At 60.2% G+C, this 16,241-nt stretch carries 16 protein-coding genes and 1 pseudogene; 12 read left to right on the top strand and 5 right to left on the bottom strand.

All coding sequences use genetic code 11. From position 1 onward, the window contains the following. Window positions 1-21 precede the first annotated feature (21 nt). From HAP40_RS29540 to HAP40_RS29505, 8 genes are all read left to right on the top strand, one after another. A complete protein-coding gene (locus HAP40_RS29540) occupies window positions 22-720 on the top strand; it encodes an SDR family NAD(P)-dependent oxidoreductase (RefSeq protein WP_246741249.1) in 699 nt (232 codons plus the stop codon). 32 nt (window positions 721-752) lie between these two features. After that, complete coding sequence (locus HAP40_RS29535) at window positions 753-1,619, top strand: alpha/beta fold hydrolase (RefSeq protein ID WP_166814477.1); 867 nt, start codon at window positions 753-755, stop codon at window positions 1,617-1,619. Between the two features lie 59 nt (window positions 1,620-1,678). Next, window positions 1,679-2,191, top strand: coding sequence for an RES domain-containing protein (locus HAP40_RS29530; RefSeq protein ID WP_166814478.1), 513 nt, complete (start codon window positions 1,679-1,681; stop codon window positions 2,189-2,191). Beyond that, on the top strand, window positions 2,098-2,709 hold the full coding sequence (locus HAP40_RS29525; RefSeq protein ID WP_256380460.1) for an RES domain-containing protein: 612 nt from the start codon (window positions 2,098-2,100) through the stop codon (window positions 2,707-2,709). The genes HAP40_RS29530 and HAP40_RS29525 overlap by 94 nt, the downstream gene beginning before the upstream one ends. Before the next feature lie 100 nt (window positions 2,710-2,809). Then, on the top strand, window positions 2,810-3,451 hold the full coding sequence (locus tag HAP40_RS29520) for an HD domain-containing protein (protein ID WP_166814479.1): 642 nt from the start codon (window positions 2,810-2,812) through the stop codon (window positions 3,449-3,451). Between the two features lie 39 nt (window positions 3,452-3,490). Then, window positions 3,491-4,639, top strand: a complete 1,149-nt coding sequence (locus HAP40_RS29515; RefSeq protein WP_246741250.1) for an MFS transporter — start codon at window positions 3,491-3,493, stop codon at window positions 4,637-4,639. A 1,021-nt stretch (window positions 4,640-5,660) separates the two neighbouring features. Beyond that, a complete protein-coding gene (locus HAP40_RS29510) occupies window positions 5,661-5,819 on the top strand; it encodes a hypothetical protein (protein ID WP_166814481.1) in 159 nt (52 codons plus the stop codon). Window positions 5,820-5,904: 85 nt separating this feature from the next. After that, entirely contained in the window at window positions 5,905-6,063 is a 159-nt protein-coding gene (locus HAP40_RS29505; RefSeq protein ID WP_246741251.1) for a hypothetical protein, read from the top strand. Window positions 6,064-6,130: 67 nt separating this feature from the next. Here HAP40_RS29505 and HAP40_RS29500 read toward each other — a convergent pair whose 3' ends face one another. After that, window positions 6,131-7,060, bottom strand: coding sequence for a ketopantoate reductase family protein (locus tag HAP40_RS29500; RefSeq protein WP_166814483.1), 930 nt, complete (start codon window positions 7,058-7,060; stop codon window positions 6,131-6,133). A gap of 292 nt (window positions 7,061-7,352) precedes the next feature. Here HAP40_RS29500 and HAP40_RS29495 point away from each other — a divergent pair, with 292 nt between their 5' ends. Continuing rightward, window positions 7,353-7,721, top strand: a complete 369-nt coding sequence (locus HAP40_RS29495) for a VOC family protein (RefSeq protein ID WP_166814484.1) — start codon at window positions 7,353-7,355, stop codon at window positions 7,719-7,721. Window positions 7,722-7,758: 37 nt separating this feature from the next. On the opposite strand, the gene HAP40_RS29490 is transcribed toward HAP40_RS29495, so the two are convergent. Next, entirely contained in the window at window positions 7,759-8,505 is a 747-nt protein-coding gene (locus tag HAP40_RS29490) for a C13 family peptidase (protein WP_246741252.1), read from the bottom strand. Between the two features lie 914 nt (window positions 8,506-9,419). Here HAP40_RS29490 and HAP40_RS37410 point away from each other — a divergent pair. Together HAP40_RS37410 and HAP40_RS29485 are read left to right on the top strand one after the other, a co-directional pair. After that, window positions 9,420-9,497 (top strand): annotated as a pseudogene (locus HAP40_RS37410) (zinc-ribbon domain-containing protein); the annotation flags it as partial. Between the two features lie 198 nt (window positions 9,498-9,695). After that, window positions 9,696-12,809, top strand: a complete 3,114-nt coding sequence (locus HAP40_RS29485; RefSeq protein WP_246741253.1) for an ATP-binding protein — start codon at window positions 9,696-9,698, stop codon at window positions 12,807-12,809. A gap of 84 nt (window positions 12,810-12,893) precedes the next feature. Here the strand turns inward: HAP40_RS29485 and HAP40_RS29480 are convergent, their stop codons facing one another. The 3 genes from HAP40_RS29480 to HAP40_RS29465 all read right to left on the bottom strand — a co-directional run bounded on the left by HAP40_RS29480 (window position 12,894) and on the right by HAP40_RS29465 (window position 15,770). Next, on the bottom strand, window positions 12,894-13,112 hold the full coding sequence (locus HAP40_RS29480) for a hypothetical protein (RefSeq protein ID WP_166814486.1): 219 nt from the start codon (window positions 13,110-13,112) through the stop codon (window positions 12,894-12,896). Window positions 13,113-14,385: 1,273 nt separating this feature from the next. Further along, the gene (locus tag HAP40_RS29470) at window positions 14,386-14,811 is read right to left on the bottom strand and encodes a cupin domain-containing protein (RefSeq protein WP_166814487.1); all 426 of its coding nucleotides are present in this window, start codon (window positions 14,809-14,811) and stop codon (window positions 14,386-14,388) included. Window positions 14,812-15,209: 398 nt separating this feature from the next. Further along, window positions 15,210-15,770 carry a TetR/AcrR family transcriptional regulator gene (locus HAP40_RS29465; protein WP_166814488.1) on the bottom strand — a complete coding sequence of 187 codons (561 nt, stop codon included), beginning with the start codon at window positions 15,768-15,770 and terminating at the stop codon, window positions 15,210-15,212. A 182-nt stretch (window positions 15,771-15,952) separates the two neighbouring features. Between HAP40_RS29465 and HAP40_RS29460 the strand changes: the two genes are divergently transcribed. After that, on the top strand, window positions 15,953-16,120 hold the full coding sequence (locus HAP40_RS29460) for a hypothetical protein (RefSeq protein WP_166814489.1): 168 nt from the start codon (window positions 15,953-15,955) through the stop codon (window positions 16,118-16,120). The last annotated feature ends 121 nt before the right edge of the window (window positions 16,121-16,241 follow it).

Below are 16,241 nucleotides of genomic sequence, written 5' to 3'. Positions count from 1 at the left end.
AGAAAGGCAATGTCCAAGGCGGTGATCATCGGCGTCGGTCCAGATCGCGGGCTCGGCGCTCAACTTTGCAAACGATTTGCGAAGGAGGGGCTAGGAATCGTCGCGGCCGGGCGTACGCAGGCCGCGCTGGACGTGGTCGCCGCGGACATCGAGCGATCGGGAGGCAAAGCTTCCTCGTTCGTCGCCGACACCACCAACGAGGCTGAGGTGGCCGCGCTGTTCGATTATGCCGGCGCTGATGTGGATCTGGCGATCTACAACGCCGGTAGCAACACGGCGGGACGTATCCTCGAAATGGACGCGGACTGTTTCGAGAGAAGCTGGCGCGCCGTCTGCTTCGGCGGCTTTCTGTTCGGGCGCGAGGCGCTGCGCCGCATGGTCCTGCGGAAGCGAGGGACGATCCTATTTACCGGAGCCAGCGCCTCGCTGCGCGGCCGGGCCGGATATGGTGCGTTCAACTCCGCCAAGGCGGGCCTGCGGACCTTGGCCCAGGCGATGGCCAAGGAATACGGGCCCGAGGGAATCCACGTCGGCCACGTCGTCGTCGATGGAGCTGTCGACGGCGACAAGATCCACAGCCGCTTTCCGGACGCCGACTCGCGCCGCGACCGGCTGCTCGATATCGCGGGCATCGTGGAATGCTACGCCTTTCTCTACCGGCAGTGCCGCAGAGCCTGGTCGTTCGAGGTCGACGTCCGAACGTCCGTGGAACCTTGGTGAGCCTCGTTCGATGGATAAGAAGGAACGGTTCGATGACTGGAATTAGCCATCACACAATTCAGGCCAATGGAATCCGTCAGCACTACGTCGAGGCGGGCAGCGGAGCACCGGTGGTCCTGTTGCATGGCTTCCCGTTCACGAGTTTCACTTGGCGACATCAGATCCCGGGACTTGCGAAAAAGTACCGGGTCATTGCGCCGGATTTGAGGGGGTACGGCGAAACGGACAAGCCCGTGACTGGCTACGACAAGCGCAACATGGCGAAGGACCTCCGCGAGTTGATGCACGAACTGGATGTCGAGAAGATCGCTTTGATCGGGCACGATCGCGGTGCACGGGTGGCCACCCGCTTTGCAAAGGATTATCCGGATGCAGCCGATCGCCTGGTGGTTATGGACAATGTTCCCACGCGCATTATCGCACGCGACTTTGACTTCGCAAAAATGGCGAAGACCTACTGGCTTTTCTTGTTCCATCTCAAGCTCGATCTCCCGGAGATATTCATTACGGGACGCGAGGAGCAGTGGCTGCGCCATCTGTTTTCAGAGTGGTGCTACAATCCTCACGCCATCTCCGGTGAAGCGTTTGACACCTACGTCGCGGCATATCGCAGCCCCGGTGCTATCCGTGGCGCATTGGCGGATTACCGCGCCAGTTCAGACGATCTCGCGCAGGATCACGCCGACGCTGAGATAAAGATCGCGTGCCCAACCTTGTCGGTGTGGGGTGCGGAATTCGACGGCGTAGGTAAGGCGTTCAACATGCCGGCTATCTGGGCGGAGATGGCCAGCAACTTGAGGACATTTGCTGTGCCTCGTTGCGGGCATGTCCCCCAGGAAGAGCAGCCCGAAATTACAAACGACCTTTTGATTGACTTCCTGCAGGGATGGACTGGCTGATTCATTCGCACGATGTCTTACGTCGGCATGGACGTTCGACGCTGCGCGGGAGAACGTAGATGAATCGAAGTATGGGTTGGCGTATCCTGGAAAACTGGCTCAGAACCGAGGCGCGGTGTTTCAGTCGGACAGCAGCAGACTATCTCACGTCGATTTTCGATGGCGTTGCCGGACTGAAAACGCGCGCGGGCCGCCCGCTCGTGGTGGATGCCGGTCCCGGAAAGGATTTTCATACCCTCTATCGTGCGCGAGTCTTTCAATCTGACGGCAAGCTCGAAACCGCCCTCGGCAGACCGGATAACCACTTGGCTTCTCCACCGTCTCTCCTGGCGATGGCCGGACATATTAACGCACGCGGCGTCTCGGTCTTCTACGGCGCAAACAATCAGAACGCGGCTATTGCCGAGGTGCGCCCGCTGTTGGTAGCCGGGTCGCGGTGGCTCAGTTCGAAATTATCAGGACGCTCCGACTGCTCGACTTGGCCGCGCTCGGGCACGTCCGGGTCACAGAAGACCTTGCCGATTTCGGGTTGGCCGAGAGATTGGATAGCGCCATGTTCATGCGCTCGCTGAGTAAACATATCACGCGGCCGGCAATGCCGGATGACGAACCGCTTGGATACGTCGCGACGCAAGCCATCGTTGATTTTCTTGCGGCCGATACGTCGGCGCCGATTGACGGGATCATTGTTCCATCAGCGCAGTCCCTCCCGGACGCTCTCAATGTCATCCTTTTTCACAAGGCTGCCCGCGTCGAGTCCATGAGCGATTCGGAGCAAACGGAAATCAGCGTGAGCATGGGCCATTGGACGGAAGATGGCTGGGTGGAAGAGTACGAAGTGCGCGAGACAGCGCCCCCAGTTTTCGACAACGTCGAGCAAGAGCCGGGATGGCCCGATCTCGACATCATCGCGGCAGCAACGCCTGTTGATTCTCGGGACGTCGATAGGCGTGAAGAAAGCCTGCGCATCGTTCCTGAGAGCGTGAGGGTGCATCGCGTGAAGCGGGTAGAAATCACGACGGACGAATTCGCAGTGAGGCGGCGCAGTCGGGAAGAACAGACCAGTGTCGCTTCCAGGCCGGGGCGCTGAAGCCGGTCGGTCCGATCCCGACGCGTCAGGCTCGCGTGAGCCCGGGCAATGCAGACAACACAGATTACCCACACACACCCACGGAGACAGGAGTTCCAATATGGTTGACGTTATTTCCGGCATCAGGATTCCCGACAGCAAGATCGCGCGCGAAGCCGCCGAACTGGTGCGACAACACGAATCCGAGCTCTTGTTCAATCACTCGGTTCGCGTCTTTGTGTTCGGTGCGATGAAAGGCATTCGCCAGAATCTGAAGTTCGATTCTGAACTGCTCTATGTCGCTTCGCTGTTCCATGATCTTGGTCTTGTCGACGCCTATCATACCGACGCAAAGCGGTTTGAAGTCGACGGCGCTGATGCGGCACGCGAATTCCTTCACAGCCGTGGTATTCCTGATCCCAAATCGGATCTGGTCTGGGAAGCCATCGCCCTCCATACCACGCCGGGCATTCCCCAATACATGCGGCCCGAGATTGCTCTCACAAATGCGGGTGTCCTGCTTGATGTCATCGGCGTTGGGTTCGATGAATACACGCCGGAACAGCGCGACCAGGTTCTCACTGCTTTTCCTCGCGGTGACAATTTTAAGGATGATTTCATCAAGGCTCAAACCTGCTCGGCCTTGAAGAAGCCCCTGACGACGCTCGGCACCGTCAATTTCGATTACATCCATCAACACGATCCGGCATTTCATCTGCCGGGCGCATGCGCTCTTATCCGCAACGCGCCCTGGGGCACCTGAGCCGTTGTGGCCTCGATGCCCGGATCACTGAACTCCCTGATGTGGCTGGCCCTCGGCGCCTTCGCGATCGGCACTGAGGGCTTCATGATCGCCGGCTTGTTGCCCGCGCTGGCCCGCGACCTGAACGTCGGCCTGCCTGCTGCCGGTCATCTGGTCACGGCCTTCTCGCTTGCTTATGCCATCGGCGCGCCGGTGATGGCCGTGCTGACGGCCGGACTCGAGCGGCGCCGTTTGTTAGCCGTCGCGATGGCAGGGTTCTGTATTGCTAATCTGCTCGCCGCACTGGCGCCGGGCTATGCCGGGCTGTTGGCGGCGCGGCTGTTGTTGGCGCTGTCCGCCGCCACCTTCATGCCGGCAGCCAGCGGCTATGCCGCCGCAATGGGCGGACCCGAGAGACGCGGCCGCGCGCTCTCCATGGTCACCAATGGGCTGACGTCGGCAATCATCGCCGGTGTGCCGCTCGGAGTATTGGTCGGCGAGGGTTTCGGCTGGCGCGCCACTTTTCTCAGCGTAGCGGGATTGGCGATGATCTCGCTCTTTGGTATCCTCGCGCGATTGCCAAATCAGGCGCCTGGTGTGATCGCGAGTCTGGGCGAGCGCGTCGCGCTGGCCAAGCGCATTGACGTGTTGGCGGTCCTGTCGACGACCGTGCTGACGGTAGCCGGCACGTTCACCGTTTACACTTATCTGGGCGTCTTCCTTGCCGATGTCGCCGGCATTGGGTCGCGAGGGCTGGCCCTGGTGCTGCTCGGCTTTGGGCTCGCCAGTGCTGCGGGCGCCCGGCTCGGCGGCATCATGGTGGATCAGTGGGGCGCGACGCAGACGGTGATCGTCGGTGGAGGCCTTACCGTTCTGGCGTACCTCATCCTCTCTCTGGGTGCGGCGCTCGCGCCCGCACATTCCATGCTCGCGCTTCTGCCGGCCATCCTGCTATGGGGCCTTGCCAGTTGGGGTTTGATGACGGCGCAGCAGGCGCGGCTGGTCGCGTTGGCTCCGAGCCTTGCCTCGCTCAGCCTGTCGCTGAATTCGTCGGCGATCTATCTGGGCAGCGCTACGGGTGCGGCGATAGGCGCGCTGGTCGTCACCAATGGCGGAGTAGGACGGCTCGGCTGGGTGGCAGCCGGTTTCGGCGTAGCCGCGCTCTTGGCAGTGCAGGCGAGCGGCCGCGCAGCGTCACACCGGGCTTGATCGCCCGGAGACCAAGTGGATGCTGGAGCAGCCATCTCGCGTGGCATCTGCGGGCAGCGAGCGGACAATCGATATTGGTCGGCCAATGGCCGGCTTGATCCGGAACATCTCTATGCGCGAGCGTGATCGCTCTTTCATTCCATAACGCTCAATACGCGAATCCTGCCTGAAACTCCGCAACCTCAGCCGAGCGGGCGGATGGCGCGACAACAAGCTAGCTGTCGTCCGTTCGGCCGGGTTGCCGGCTTCAAGCGACCGGCACCGTCGCTGAAGCCAGTAGCTCAACGCGATTGCCGGAAGGTCGGTTCATGGCCCTTTGCAGAAGATAATCTCGCACTCAATCGGCATTCGCACTTGCGGATCAGTACATCAAGGCCGCGTGCATGAGCCGGTGCGGATCAATATATTTGAACGACGAATGTTCTAAGAAGCGTCTGCTATGCGCTTTGATCCGTCGTCTTCTGCCAACTTTTCTCGCTTCAACATTCTGGAACCTACTTCGAAGCCTCTTCACTTCTCTAAGCTCTGCCACGATCGGTTGCAGACGCTCTCGCAGAATAGCACAAGTCATTGCCTCAATAGTAATGCACATGACTACCCCGATAGGACGGAAGCGCAGACCGATGGTCGAAGCTCAGTCATTTCGAGTCGCAGACGCCAGATGCTCCCAATATTCTGCCTCGGCGAGCAGCTTCCAGCTTCTCTCAGGATGAAGCGCGGCCGTCTGCCGGCAAAGCAACGCCATTGCGCGAAAGCGGCGAGCAGCTTCCATTCAAACCTCCCATGTTTTCCCCAAACATATTTTTTAATTCTGGGGTGAGTCATCATTATTACTACATATAACCAAATATCTCATTTAATCGCGGCCTAAGGTTCTGCCAAAGCACATGCTATTTTCGTTTTGCCTTCGAATCACTTTCAAACCGCCATTCAATATTTTCATCGCGGCGGCGAGGAGGGCTTGTCGAGCGGCTTGCTCCAAAGATCGCATGGAAGCTCCTTGTTTCTCGTGGATCGTCCGATGGACAAAGCACTCGCCTACGCCATTTCGGCAATCATTGTGGGCTTCGGCGTCTGGATCTTCGTCATGGGCCTGGGCTCCAGCTCACCCTCTCTGTGGAGTATCGTGGGACTGGTGCCCGTAGCGATCGGACTGACTAGTGCTTTCGGCCCTTCCTGATTGGGGCGGGCGGAACGACGCCAGGTCTGCTCGAGTTGGTTTCCGAGAGGCAACCGTGGACCTAACCGAGATCGAGCGAGCGTTCTTGAAGCAGCTGACCTCTGAACCGTGGATCAGCACACCTTTGTTCGATCACGAGCTCGTCGCGCGATTGGTGGAGCTGGGCCTGATTGATGCGATCCCCCAAACATCGGGCGAGACCGAATACCAAATTACCGCGGACGGTCGCGCGGCTTTAAGCTGATGTGGTACAACTCAAAACGCCGCCAGAGCTCCTCCCGAGGCGGACATGTCGAAGTGCTCTGCTGCGCTCAGTTGGCGTGGGCGTTACCCATCCTGTACAGCTTGAGCATGGCATAGACCGCATTGTTGGCTGGCGTAGGAACGCCAAGCAGGCGCCCGAACTCCACCACCTTTCCGGCGAGCCAGTCGAGTTCGAGCCGGTTGCCGCGTTCGAGATCGTGCAGCATAGAAGCCTTGAAGGTTGGCGGCGAGGCTTCGGCGAATTTCATTCTGTCCTCGGCAAAATTCTCCGGGATCGGAACGCCCTTGGCGCGGCCGACCGCCACCACCTCGCTCATCAGGCTGTAAAAGAACGCTCGCGTATCCGGGTCGGCCAGGATTGGCCCCAGCGGCTGGCGAGTCGTTGTGGTCGCGCCCGATAGTCCGACGAGAAAAACAAATTTCTGCCAGCGCTCCCGGTCAATCCCGTCGGACACCGAGATGTCGATCCCGGCCACATGAGCAGCGTCGGTAAAGGCTTTGAGACCCCCATCGGGCTTACCGTCGGTCCTGCCGCAGACCATGCGCGCGAACTGGCTCGTGTGGGTGACGACGCCAGGCGCGGACAGCACTGTAGCAATATAGGCACTTCCGGCGACCACGTTGTCGGTGCCGAGAATCGGGGCGATCCTCTCCGCGCTATCGACGCCGTTTTGCAACGGGATCACCCGGGTGTGGGGTCCCACCAGGGGGAGAGTCAGCCTAGCTGCCTTCTCACTGTCCCAAAGCTTGACCGCGAACAGAACGATATCAACCGGGCCGACCGTGGCAGGATCATCGGTCACATTGGGTTCAGGCAAATGAAGATTGCCAAGCACACTCTCGACCTTGAGACCGTTTTTCCTAATTGCTTCGAGGTTGGAGCCGCGGGCGATAAAGAACACATCGTGCCCTGCCGCAGCCATGCGTGCTCCGAAATAACCACCGAGGGCACCGGCCGCCATCACAGCGATACGCATGTCATCCTCTCCCCTACAACGACACTCAGCCGACAGAGGATACCACGCGGCGGAGCCAGGTTCGATCCATTGAGCGTCTGATTGTGGCCCCAAGCGGCGGTTGAAGGATGTCTGCTATTTGCCCGCTGTCAGGCGATAAGCAGACATGCGGCGAGTGGACCAAAAATGACGCGAATGACCCAATCCAGTCTTTAGGCATCCCGCAGTCCGATAAAGCCCCCTTCACGCCACGACCTGCAAAACCTATCTATGGTTTGTCTTGAGTATATCATCGTTGGAGAGAGGTCTTCCGATGACCATCACCCTCAACCACACCATCGTCCCCGCCCGCGACAAGCGCGCGGCGGCGCAATTTTTTGCGCGCATTTTTGGCCTCCAGGCCGATCCGAAAGGTGGACATTTCGCGCCGGTACGTATCAACGACACGCTCACGCTCCTTTTCGACGACGACGAGGAGTTCGAGAGCCACCACTACGCCTTCCACGTAAGCGATGCCGAGTTCGATGCCATCTTCGGCCGCGTTCGCGAGGCGAAGCTCGCCTATGGCGGCACACCATTGAGTCTCGACGACGGTAAGCTCAACGACTGGAATGGCGGCCGCGGCGTCTATTTTCGCGACCCTGACGGCCATGTGCTCGAACTCATGACCGTACCGCAGTGAGCTTCCGTCCGCTGCAGCCACACTCGCGGCCGGTCATTCAACGGCGTCCGACAAGCAATGGTAGCACGTTTGCACCGCCTGCCATGAGGGGATTCGACGGCTCGAAATGCTCCCGGAATTCTCGCTTCCGGATGAGTGAGCGCGCATCGAGAAACGCCTCCTTTAGGCTGACGGCCTGCCGGAGCGCGACGTTGAAAAAAGCGTCGCCGAAATAGGTCCACTTGGCCTTGTCCTCACAGCCGAAAGACGGATGGCTGGCATCGGCCGCGGTGATGACCAGCACATCGGCATTCGCTAGACGCGGGATGAAGACCCCGGAATAACATGCCGAGATGACCACCACCTTGTGTCGCACACCCGTCTTTGCGAGCATGTCGGCGAGACGAGACGGCGTGAGCGTTTGTGTGACCCGCCCCGCCTTGATTGCAAGGCCGTCCGGAGAGCCATGCGAGGTAAGAATCAAAAAGAGAACATCTTTCTCGGCATCCAAGCGGTTGGCTGTCACTTGCAACGACCGGGCCAGGGCTTCGATCGTTGCGCTTCCGCCTTTCTTGGAATTGTACTGCACGTTGATCGGGCCAGTCTCGAAACGGCCGGCTACGATCTGAGCTGCGCCAGTCGCCTCGGATCTAAACACGCCTTGATCGCCGAACAGGCCAAAGGACACCACGCCAACCTTTCCAGCATCCTCAACAGCATGTATCGGCGAAAACGACGGCCCGATGATCAAAACAAAAGCGACGAGCGGCGCGCCGAGCCGCCTGATCCAGGACACGGAGGTCATGGGCGAACCTCGTTTCGAGATAACCGCTACAGAATTGCAGCTCAATACAGAATAGCGGAACATCAGCGAATTTCCATGCTTCGGAATCGCAGCTCGTCAGCGACGCGCACGCTTTGCTGTTTCGGGCTCACCACCATGCCGATGCGCGGCAAAAGTGCCCTGCGGTCTCTCCATTCCGTTGCCGCCGCTCGGCCGCGCAGATGAGGTGATCGAATAAGACTCTCGTTTGTTGCGGTGCATGAGTCCGGAAGTGGCCCGCAGCCGAACGCCGCTCATCCTGTTGTGATGTCGGCTATCGCCAGTAGAGCTCACGCGGGCTTCGGGATCGAGACCGATGGCTGTGGGGTAAAGACAAGCTTAGAGTCATGCTGAAGGAGCCTGGGTCAAAGATGACCTAGAGAAGCCATTGGGACGGGCAGGGATCATCTGGGCAGCATGGGCAATGAATCTCTTCAGTCCATCCTCTCTGACGCTTTGGGATGAGTACAAGAGGTATTTGACGAGGTGGAGAACGCTACGCCCGCGGGCCTGCACCGCTGTCAGGGCGGGAGTCCTTCATCGACTAGCAATAAGTAGGCGGACTGCCCACAGATGCAGGCACCATCCCTCTCGCGACCAGCTTTCGCGTTGCGAGCGAGGACGCTGAAATCATCTTTCTTAGATTGAAAATACGCTGCCGCTACAAAGTGTTAGCCAGTTAATAATTCTTGCGGCGCCTGCGGCTTACGCTTCTTGAGGCAACCGCTCGGGAGGCAACGATGATACCCGATTGGCTCATCTTCCCTACGACCATCGCCTCTGTTCTCCTCCTGGGTATAGCGGCTTTGATTGCCGTTGGCGCTTGGTAGGCGGCAGACGAAGACATCTTCAAGAAGCGCGCTCTGAAAAGCCTAATGTAATCGATCAGGTGCGGCATGGATTGCCCAAGCTGCGGGAGAGTCAATCCGGAGGGCAAGAAGGTCTGCGGCGATTGCGGCGCGCTGCTATTCGTTCGCTGCCTTGCGTGCGGCGCCGACAATCCGTCAGGCAAAAAGTTCTGCGGCGACTGTGGGGCTACGCTCACGTCGACGAGAGCGGCGCGAGTAACACCAGCGGCCTGCGTGTCGACAGCCAACGTGGCGGGGGCCGCGGGGCGCTCGACCGCGTCACCCGCGCCAAGTTCTTCCGCCGAGCGCCGGCAGCTCACAGTTATGTTCTGCGACCTCGTTGGCTCGACGGCGCTTGCTACAAAGCTCGATCCGGAGGATCTACGGGACATAATCGCCGAGTACCGCGATAGTGTGGCGGCGATCGTACGCAAGTACGGCGGCACCATCAGCCGATACATCGGCGACGGCATGCTGATCCTGTTCGGCCATCCGTCAGCACATGAGGACGATGCCGAGAGCGCGGTGCGCGCGGCGCTTGAAATCGCTTGCGCCAGCCACGCGCCGGGCGCCCCACGGGAGGTCGAGCTGCGGGTTCGCCTTGGGCTCGCGACAGGTCTCGTCATCGTCGGCGACCTTATCGGCAGCGAAGCCACGGAGACTCTGGCGGTGCTTGGCGAGACGCCGAACCTGGCCGCGCGACTGCAGGCGCTCGCCGAGCCGGATGGGGTGGTGATCGCTGAGGACACGCGTAGGCTCATCGGCGGGCTTTTTGACTACGAAGATCTCGGCGCGGTCACTCTGAAGGGCTTCGTCGCGCCGGTGCACGCGTGGCGGGTGCTGCGTGAGGGTACGGCAGAAAGCCGCTTCGAGGCGCTGCACCCTGCGGTCCTTCCGCTGGTCGGGCGCGAGGAGGAACTGGCGCGGCTGGAACAAGCCTGGCGGCGCGCGCGGACGGGGACCGGTCAGGTCATGTTGCTAGCCGGCGAGGCCGGGATCGGCAAGTCGCGCCTCGTCGCGGCTCTCCAGGAGCGTATCGAGCGCGAGCCGCACACCTGCTTGCGCTATTTCTGCTCACCACATCATCAGGAAAGCGCGCTCTATCCCTTCATTGCACAGCTCCAGCGAGCCGCTGGTTTTGAGCGTGAGGACACACCGCGGTCCAAGCTCGATAAACTCCAAGCGCTTTTATCCCCGGCATCGCCGCCCGACGGGGACGTGGCAATCTTTGCCGAATTGCTCTCGATCCCGCCGGGTAATCAGTACCTGCCACTCTTCCTCACACCGCAGCAAAAGAAGGAGAGAAGCTTCGACGCACTGCTTCGGCAACTTGAATCTCTGGCGCGAAGACATCCAATCATCGTCGTATTCGAGGACACACAATGGATCGACCCTAGCTCGCGCGAGTTGCTCGACCGGACGGTCGATCGCGTAGCAAGCCTCCCGGTGTTGGTGCTGGTCACCTACCGGCCCGAGTTTCAGACCGTATGGACCGACAGGTCCCATGTCACATTGATCGTGCTGAACCATCTCGACCAGCGCGCTGGCGCTGCGCTGATCCGAAGCGTGGCCGGTGTCCGGACACTGCCGGACGAAATCGTCAATGAAATTGCCGAACGAACGGACGGCGTGCCGCTGTTCGTTGAAGAGTTGACCAAGGCAGTGCTCGAGGCGGGCCCTGACGGAATTGCGAGAGCCGTTTCCGCTGCGCCGCTGCCGGGACTGGCAGTGCCGGCCACGTTGCACGCTTCGTTAATGGCACGGCTCGATCGTGTCGGCCCGATAGCTAAGGAGGTGGCGCAAATTGGCGCGGCCATTGGCCGCGAGTTCTCCTACGATCTCCTCGCCGCCGTCGCACAGCGGGGCGACAGCGAGCTGCGAGCGGCGCTCGCCCGGCTGATCAGCGCCGAGCTGGTGTTCGGGCGCGGCGAACCGCCCGATGCCAATTTCCTCTTCAAGCACGCATTGGTGCAGGACGCAGCGTACGGCACGTTGTTGCGCGGCCAACGCCGCGAGCTGCACGCGAGGATCGCTCGCATGCTCGAGGATAGGCTTGCTACGGGCGCCCAAGAGCAACCGGAGATCCTCGCCCACCATTTCGGGCATGCGGGTCTGGTCGAGAAGGCGGTTTCCTATTGGCACAAGGCCGGCGAGCGCTCCAAGGCTCGCTCGGCGATGACAGAGGCGATCAACCAGATGCGAAAGGCGCTCGATCTTCTATCTCATCTGCCGGATACCCCCGGGCACCAGCGCACCGAAGCTGAGCTTCAACTCGCGCTCGGCGGTGCCCTGATCGCCGCGAAGGGGCATGCGGCCGAAGAAACCGGAAAGGCCTACGTGCGGGCGCGCCGTCTCTGCGAGTTACTGAACGACAGGCCGAACCTGCTCAAGGCGCTGTGGGGCGAGTTCGTGCATTATCACGTGCGCGGCGAACCGGACCGATCGCATCCCATCGCCGAGGAACTGCTCGACTTGGCCGAACGACAGAACGATGCGGCCATCTTGGTCGCAGGCCATCGGGCGGTCGGCGATAGCTGGCTTCATCGCGGACAATTGGTCTTGGCGCGAGCCCATCTCGAGCGCGGGCTCGCCCTATACGAGCCGGCGCAGCAGCGCTCTCTGACGGCTCTGCTCGCAGAAAACGCCCGCGTCGCGATGCTTTCCTTCCTGTCGCTGACGCTCGGGCTTCTTGGTTTTGCCGATCAGGCTGGAGCACTGAGCAGGGAAGCCTTGGCGGAAGCACGCGAGCTGTCGCATCCTATCAGCCTCGCATTCGCGCTCAGCGTCTCCTGCCGGCTCCATTTCGTGGTCGAGGATCCGCCTACCGTTCGCCAGCGGGCGGATGAGCTGGTCGCACTTACCACCGAGCATGGCTTTGGCTTCTTCCTTGCGATGGGAACGGCATATCGAGGCTGGACGCTAGTCGAGGCTGGTGAGGGCGAGGCTGGAACGGATCTGCTGCGGCGCGGCATCGCGGGGTTCCAGGCGTCGGGCGCGGCCTGGACCCTTCCGCTCTACCTCGCACAGCTGGCCACGGCGTACGCCAAATCGGGGCGTCCCGAAGACGCGCTCGGCCAGCTCGCCGAGGCCTTGGCTTTGACCGAGAGGTCAGGGGTGCGTTGGTTCGAGGCCGAGCTGTATCGGCGCCGAGGCGAACTGTTGCTGACTGCTCACCAAGGCGCCGAGGCCGAAGCGGAGGCCGACTTTCGCCACGCCATCGCGATTGCGTGCCAACAAGAGGCGAAGCTCTGGGAACTTCGTTCTGCCATTAGCCTTGCCCGGCTAAGGCGCGACCAGGGTAAGCGCGATGTGGCACGCGGTGCCCTCGAGCCAGTCTACGGTTGGTTCAGCGAGGGTTTCGGCACGAAAGACTTGAGGGAAGGCAAAGCACTGCTTGAAGAACTACGCGTCTGGGGAGGCCGTTATCAGCGACGGTGATCTACTCGCGCGCGATTCGCGGCAAACACGCCCGCGACGGGCTATCCATGCTTAAAGTCTGCTGCTCACTGCTTGCTCTCGCCGTCACCGCTTGTGTTTTACCCGCATCGCGGCCGCGAATGTCCTGCCCTTACTCACCCATGTATCGAGTGGCAGGTCGTTGATTCGCTTCACCAACACCTGCTTGGTACCGAACCGCACGCGATCGTCGAACTCGAAATACCAAAAGCCTTTGCCTTTGGCCCGGTACAGCTTCAGGCAGGGGTCGCCAATCAGGTGGAAGACCGTCTCTGTGTTGAACATCGTCAGTTCCCCGCTGCCGCAGGGGCAAGGCATACCTCCGCCATTTACTTACTGCTCGCTTCGGTCGGTCGCCCGATGACTCAGTAGGGCCGCTAGCGAGCTTGTCGATTTCATCGATGGGCGGCCGTGACATGCAAGCCGATGAACCGTCATCGATACGGGCGCACGGTCGCTTGGTGTGCGGGTAGCGGCGCCGGTCGGGCCACTGGGGATTTCGCGACGGCGCTTAAGAGACCGAAACCCCGCCGCCAATACGTTTAAGATGCGCGTGGGTGTTAGAACCGAAGCGAAAACGCATCTACGGACGCCGCTAATCGTGCCGCTACTTGTGCGGCACCCGGCAAGAACTGCTTTTCGGAAGGCCTCGAGTCGACTGGGTCGACCGCCAGCGCCGCACTGGAGGCGAGTACGGCTATCATAATCGCAGCGAGATATCCGGTCCTCATGGCGATGGTCCTCTTCATCGGACCCTTCCCCACAAATTAACTTGGGACTCTTAGAAATGGTTCCCGAACACCGCGGCCGATGTCTTCGTGCACAGCGAAGTTGCCGTGATGGAGCCAGGTTCCTCCTTCCGAATGGAAGGTCGTCGTTCGCGATCAGAAATCGGAGCAATTTTCTTTCTAGATTCTCTTCCTCCGCCACTGCCGCCGTTAGGCGACGCGAAGCTCAACGCTCGGGTGACGCAACTCGTCGCGGATGCTCTTTCGGGGACTGCATTTTGCCGCGACTGGCATCACCACAGTCGCCTAGCATTTTTTCTTTCGTCCGCTCCAAGTCGGGGGTGGCGTCTAACTATCTGTTAGTTCTGCATAATTCCCCAATCGACATTCCGCGGTGGTCCACGGAAGTTCGCGGATATTCGTCTAATCCGCGTTCAATGGTGGGGCTACACCCCCTCAAGGCGGTCTATCCGGCGATGACGACGCACGGCTGTCGGTCGAGCTTTCGGGATTGAGCAGGTGATGAAACTCGCTTCGAGCGCGATATCGCCGAGATGGCGTTAGCGCACAAAGTTGGCGACGAAACGGAGCAAGCCTATCGACGCGGCAGCGCCTTGAAGAAGCGACGACAATTGATGGAGGCTTGGGGCCGATATGTCGCAAGCGCTTCTAATGCGATCACACTTCCGCGCCGAACAGCCCAATAGGATTTCTGACAATGATAGTCGGTCGCCCAAGCTCTGCACCGGGGAGCCACGTCGGTGCGTCGAGCCTTGTCGGATTGTCGACACACCCAACCATGTGCGCCGACACTGCGCAACCTTCCCGCGTTACCCACTACCTTCCCGTGACTTACGCAGTACGGTGTTGGTGCGTCCATGCTGGACGATGTCGATAACGAGAAGCCGTGTCGGCTCCTCTCCTTCACTGGCACCAGTATGCCAGCGCCCCACCGACTCCACCACGAAGTCTCCCGGCCGATACGTCTTGCTTTGACCGGTTTCTGTGTCGGTCACGCGTAAGCTTCCCGACAAGATGTAACCATATCGAGGATATGGATGCTCGTGCTCTGGAAGATGCGCTCCAGGGGAAATTTCGAAGATGGACGCTATAAGCTCCGCGCCATTTTTGGGCAGTACGATCTTTTGCCCCGCCGACGTAGTCATCGTGGAAAGCAATTGCTTGATCGTGACGTCCGTTTGATGACGCGCTTCCGTTTGCTGCTGAGCGTAGGCTTGTGAAGTCAGCGATGCCAACAATCCGACGACGAGGCACTGCAGGCTGTGGGGCAGTGTAATTCTGCGCCACGGTTGACATATCGCGGCCCAAAGAGCTCCGGCGAATCTAATCATCTTGAAGGGTCTTTCTGTTTGCGTGATCCATTGAGGTTGCCGAAGCGATCTAGCCACCAGAGGATTGCGCGCAAGTCTTCCAAATTCACAGTACGGTGTCCTTGTTAACGACAGCAATCGTCATTCCAAGCTCACTCGCTGGCCGTTGTGAGTTTCCAAAGGGCGACATCCGTAGAGCCACACTGATTGAGGCTTTGCGGGCGCAAAAGTCAGCTTGCGTCCACGGGATCATGGAGACGGGCACAGAAAGCAGCGAACGTGCAGTGCATGGAAGACCGGGCTCACCCTCCTACGAACGGCATTCAAGTTGGGATCAGACCGGATCCGCGAAAGCTGTCGATCAGCGCATCGAACAGCTTTAGGTCCGCACGGCTCCGCGCCATCAGTTGCGCGCCGGCAACGGCAGCGAAGATTGCGCGAGCCCTAGTCTCACGCTTGCTGGCGGGAACAGAAGCCGCGGCGAGCATTCTGGTAAGCCACGCCACATTGACATCGGCGAACGTCTGCACTTCCGTCTTCACCGTCTCCGGCAGGTCGTCGTACTCGGCCGCCATGAAACTGCAGAGGCACATTCGATTGTCCTCCTCGAGCGATCGACGAAAGAGTCCCGGATAGGCCCGAAGCGCCTTTCTCGGATCGCCGTTCGCCTTTGAAAGAGCTTCAAGATTCGCCGCCGTGTCTTGCCAATAGCGCTTCGCTACCGCTGCACCCAAATCTGCCTTGCTGCGGAAGTGGTGATAGATGCTCGCAGCCTTGATGCCGACCTCATCTCCGATGTCACGGAAGTTCAGTCCGGCATACCCGTGCGCCTGAGCTGTCCGACGCGCCGCAACAAGGATCGCTTCTTTCGCGCTTTCGCTCATCACCATCGCCTCAACTTTTCTCGACCAACTGTTAGGTAGGTTGAATCCTTCAACTCGCAATACTATCCCAATAGCCTACCAAGTGACAGGTAAGGCCGCTATGCCGAATTGTGCGATTCACGTGGGACCACGCTCACAAGATCAAGCCCGTTGCAAGACGGGAGGTCTTGACCGTAGGGGCCATGAAGACTCGTTTCGATCGGACTTCCGAAGTCGAAGCGCACGGGCAGTTCCAGCGACTCATCGGCGGTGCTGCTTTGGCTGAACTGCGCGGGCGGCGAGATGCTATTGCCGAAGATATCGGTTTTCGGGGCGAACTGATGCGACGCCAAGGTGACGGCGATGGGTGAGGGCGTGTCTGGCGTTAAAGCCTATCCGTAAAACCACGACGGCGTGTCCGCCGGAGACTGAAAATCAGCAGCAGGCGAGGGGTTTCGCTCGCCAGTGATCGACTGTTTGCGGGCGGATTGG

The organism is Bradyrhizobium sp. 1(2017) (assembly GCF_011602485.2).
GTDB lineage: Bacteria > Pseudomonadota > Alphaproteobacteria > Rhizobiales > Xanthobacteraceae > Bradyrhizobium.
The sequence above is the reverse complement of the archived record's forward strand: the minus strand, read 5'-3'. Positions and strand labels throughout refer to the sequence as shown.